General features: G+C 60.9%; 5 protein-coding genes and 1 pseudogene. All 6 read right to left on the bottom strand.

Translation table 11 applies throughout. The features are described 5' to 3' along the window. A partial coding sequence (locus B597_RS47320) for a phage integrase (protein WP_043289804.1) occupies positions 1–188 on the bottom strand: 188 nt, incomplete at its 3' end. Between the two features lie 12 nt (positions 189–200). Next, the gene (locus tag B597_RS34500; protein WP_003297411.1) at positions 201–497 is read right to left on the bottom strand and encodes a DUF7673 family protein; all 297 of its coding nucleotides are present in this window, start codon (positions 495–497) and stop codon (positions 201–203) included. Then, entirely contained in the window at positions 497–805 is a 309-nt protein-coding gene (locus B597_RS34495; RefSeq protein WP_152028163.1) for a hypothetical protein, read from the bottom strand. Before B597_RS34495 ends, B597_RS34500 begins: the two co-directional genes overlap by 1 nt. After that, positions 790–2,316: an IS66 family transposase gene (gene tnpC / locus B597_RS34490; RefSeq protein ID WP_003297409.1), complete on the bottom strand. Its 1,527-nt coding sequence runs from the start codon at positions 2,314–2,316 to the stop codon at positions 790–792. The genes B597_RS34495 and tnpC overlap by 16 nt, the downstream gene beginning before the upstream one ends. Before the next feature lie 49 nt (positions 2,317–2,365). After that, entirely contained in the window at positions 2,366–2,692 is a 327-nt protein-coding gene (gene tnpB / locus B597_RS34485; protein ID WP_024161982.1) for an IS66 family insertion sequence element accessory protein TnpB, read from the bottom strand. Between the two features lie 172 nt (positions 2,693–2,864). Further along, positions 2,865–3,002 (bottom strand): annotated as a pseudogene (locus B597_RS47970) (transposase); the annotation flags it as partial. Positions 3,003–3,409 lie beyond the last annotated feature (407 nt).

Here is a 3,409-nt window from a genome sequence, read left to right as displayed (position 1 = left end):
AGGGTATTGGCGCTGACGGGCTTGGCCTTCTCGCCCTTCTTCCGCCCACTGCCTGCCGTTTCTCGGCCGAACTTGCCGGCCAGGCGATCGGGCCGGTACTGGGTGAAGTGGCTGGTGGTGAAATCTGATGCGCGCGGATCACCCATGCGGGTGGCCATCGCCTGCAATGCGCGTTCGCGTTTACGCATGATTGAGCCGTCTTATAAAAGCGGAGTGTGAGCGCGCCACTGCCGCCAGAGCGCCTCGAACGTATCGCCATAACCCAGCTCGTCCGGGTACACCCGGTTACGAGCGACCCAGGTGATCAGGCGCAGGCTGTCGGCGACCAGGGCGTCATCGATGGCCCACAAGCTGGTGGGGTCGAACCCTCCGCTTTCGCAGGTATTGATCCATGCCAACAGCAGGTCGGCAACGTGGCGACTTTGGCCGGTGTCGCCCTGAGCGACAGCGATCAGGCGTTCAAGGGCGGCGCGGGTATCAAGATCAATGCCAGCCATTACGCATCCTCAGGCTCTAGCCGAAAGCGCAGACCATCCCCCACTCGGATGATTTCCATGCCGTCGAGGTGCCCGGCGCGGCCATCGGGGTACTTCGGTTCTCCGGTAATGCCATCGATCATGTTGTAGTAGAAGGTGCCATCTTTCAGTTCACCGCAGCGGTGACCGTCTTCGTAGTAGATGTTGTCCAGCAGGTAGCCAGGAATAGATTCATCGAGATCAATCAAGAGGTAGCGAACGCCAGGTTTCAGCATGGAGAAGGTAAGCGTACGGGCAAGGCATCTTGCGCAGGTCAGGCTGGTATCCACTGATGCGGCAACAGCTGCTCAATCTCGCTGGCCTTCTGCGTCGGCAGCCGCGTCAGTACATCCTTGAGATAGGCGTATGGATCATGCCCATTCATCCGTGCCGACTGGATCAAGCTCATGATCGCCGCCGCCCGCTTGCCGCTGCGCAGTGACCCTGCGAAGAGCCAGTTCGAACGACCGAGCGCCCACGGCCTGATCTGGTTCTCGACCGCATTGTTGTCGATGGGCACAGCACCATCGTCCAGGTAGCGCGTCAGCGCTACCCAGCGTTTCAAGCTGTAATCCAGTGCCTTGGCCGTGGCCGATCCTTCCGGCACACGCTCGCGCTGAGCCAGCATCCACTCATGCAGTTTCTCTGCGACAGGCGTTGCCTTTTCCTGACGTAATCGCCAGCGATCTTCATCGCTCATGGCCTTGGCCTGCCGCTCGATCTCATACAGGCCGCCGATGGAGTGCAGCGCTTGTTCGGCTATCTGGCTCTTGTTCGCCACATGCAGGTCAAAGAACTTGCGGCGGGCGTGGGCCATGCAGCCGATTTCGGTGATGCCCTGCTCGAAGCTGGCCTTGTAGCCAGCAAAGTCGTCACAGACCAGCTTGCCGCTCCACGCGCCCAGGAAGTTGCGCGCATGTTCGCCGGCACGGCTGGGACTGAACTCGTAGACCACGGCCTTCAGTGCCGAGAACGGCGTCGTGCAGTAGGCCCAGACATAGGCCCGATGGGTTTTCTTCTCGCCGGGAGCCAGCATCTGTACCGGCGTTTCATCGGCGTGGATGACCTGCTGGGCCAGCACCGTTTCGCGCAACGCATCCACCAGTGGCTGGAGCTGCACGCCGGTTTGGCCCACCCACTGCGCCAGCGTGGAGCGCGGGATGGCCAGGCCGGCCCGGCCAAAGATTTTTTCCTGCCGGTACAGTGGCAGGTGATCGGCGAACTTGGCCACCATCACATGGGCCAACAGGCCGGCAGTGGGGATGCCCTTGTCGATCACCTGGGCGGGCACCGGCGCCTGGATCAGTGTCTCGCACTGGCGGCAGGCCCACTTGCCACGCACATGTTGCTCGACGGTAAACACGCCCGGGGTGTAGTCCAGCTTCTCGCTGATGTCTTCGCCGATGCGCTGAAGCTGGCAGCCGCAGGCGCACTCGGTGCTATCGGGCTCGTGGCGGATAACGGTGCGCGGCAGTTGCGCGGGCAGCGGAGCACGCTTGGGTTGCTGGCGTGGTTCATCCGCCACCGGCGCGGGACGCAGTGCTTGCAACTCCGCGTCGATGGCTTCGAGGTCGGTGGTGAGCAGGTCATCCAACAAGCTGCCTTGCGCCGGGCTGATCTGCTCGCTGCGCTTGGCGAATTTGTGCCGCTTGAGGATGGCGATCTCGTGAGAGAGCTGCTCGATGATCGTCTCGTCGCGATGGATCTTTCTGCCCATGGTGTCGACCTTGGACAGCAACTGCGCAGCGAGTGCGCGCAGTTGTTCGGGCGTCATTTGATCGAGGTTGGGCGAAGAAGTCATGCCATGGATTTTACCAAAGCAACCTACCTGCCACAGCTAAAGGCGAGGCTCAGAGCACTGTAATCGCGCCCATTCGCTGCCATGGCAAGCCAAGCACCAAGGCTTGAAGCTGTTCGGCATCGAGTTCTACTTCCAGGCCGCGATGAATTCCAGGCCAATGGAACTTCCCTTGGTTGAGTCGGCGTGCGGCAAGCCAAATGCCCACGCCGTCGTGCACGAGCACTTTCATCCGGTTGGCGCGGCGGTTGGCGAACAGATAAGCGCAGTGCGGCTTCGCCGCACCGAACACCTCGACCACGCGGGCCAACGCCGTGTCGGTGCCGGCGCGCATGTCCATCGGCTCGGTGGCGAGCCAGATGGCGTCGATACGGATCATTGCAAGAGGCTACGGATGAAGCGTGCGCAGCCGTCCGGATCTGAGGATGGCCATTGACCGTGATGGATTTGTCACCCAGCGGCAAGGCGATCACAACCGTTTCATCCGCTTGCCGCTTGGGAATCGGCGGCAGCGGTACGAATGCAGGCAGTGCTGGGACTTGGTCACGGTAAATCGGTAACCATTTGCGGATTACGTTGGCGTTGATGCCATGACTGATGGCCACGCTGGAGACGGTCGCGCCGGGTTGCAGGCACTCCCGCACGACTTGGGCCTTGAACGGTTTGGGGTAAGAGCTTCGTTGGCGCATGGAAATCCCGGCGATAAGGGCTATCGCGTCCGCTTAAAAATACGCGGACACCATCGCCCTTAATACTGGAGTTCTGAAGGTGTGTTCACCGGGCGCTTACTGGAGAAGCTCCTTTTCAAGAGAGGGACGGGTACTGCGTAAAACCAGCAGTGCCACCGATGGTACGCCGAGGGGCGGGGGCCTAGTAGCCAGCTAGCAGCAAAGCCCACCGGGGTGGGTTTTGCTGTGGGGGACTATTTAACAATCCCTCCGTTATGCGCACTCAGGCTCGGTCATTTTTGGCGGCTTGTCCAAGCGCCATGGCACAAGCAGCTTACCTTGCTGGATGAGGCGTTCCAGGAAGAGATTCGCAAAGAAGAAAAGAAGCGGCAGCCGATCTACCTAGCGACAGGCTGGCAAGTGCAAAC

This window comes from Stutzerimonas stutzeri KOS6 (assembly GCF_000307775.2).
In the GTDB taxonomy this organism is placed as follows: domain Bacteria; phylum Pseudomonadota; class Gammaproteobacteria; order Pseudomonadales; family Pseudomonadaceae; genus Stutzerimonas; species Stutzerimonas stutzeri_B.
The sequence above is the reverse complement of the archived record's forward strand: the minus strand, read 5'-3'. Positions and strand labels throughout refer to the sequence as shown.